Raw genomic sequence first — 391 nt, 5'->3', positions numbered from 1 at the left:
GGGTGCTCGAGTGGCGAACGGGTGAGTAACACGTAAGTGATCTGCCCTGCACTGGGGGATAAGCTTGGGAAACTGGGTCTAATACCCTATAGGACCGCATCGTGGTTGGTGTGGTGGAAAGGTTTTTCTGGTGTGGGATGAGCTTGCGGCCTATCAGCTTGTTGGTGGGGTAATGGCCTACCAAGGCGGCGACGGGTAGCCGGCCTGAGAGGGTGTGCGGCCACATTGGGACTGAGATACGGCCCAGACTCCTACGGGAGGCAGCAGTGGGGAATTTTGCACAATGGGCGGAAGCCTGATGCAGCGACGCCGTGTGGGGGATGAAGGCCTTCGGGTTGTAAACTCCTTTCGTCAGGGACGAAGTTTTTTTGACGGTACCTGGATAAGAAGC

1 rRNA gene is annotated in these 391 nt (G+C 57.0%); it reads left to right on the top strand.

The features are described from left to right. Window positions 1-391, top strand: a 16S ribosomal RNA gene (locus HMPREF3044_RS01455); the annotation flags it as partial.

The sequence above is a fragment of the Corynebacterium sp. HMSC073D01 genome (assembly GCF_001815555.1).
Lineage (GTDB): Bacteria > Actinomycetota > Actinomycetes > Mycobacteriales > Mycobacteriaceae > Corynebacterium > Corynebacterium glucuronolyticum.
The sequence above is the reverse complement of the archived record's forward strand: the minus strand, read 5'-3'. Positions and strand labels throughout refer to the sequence as shown.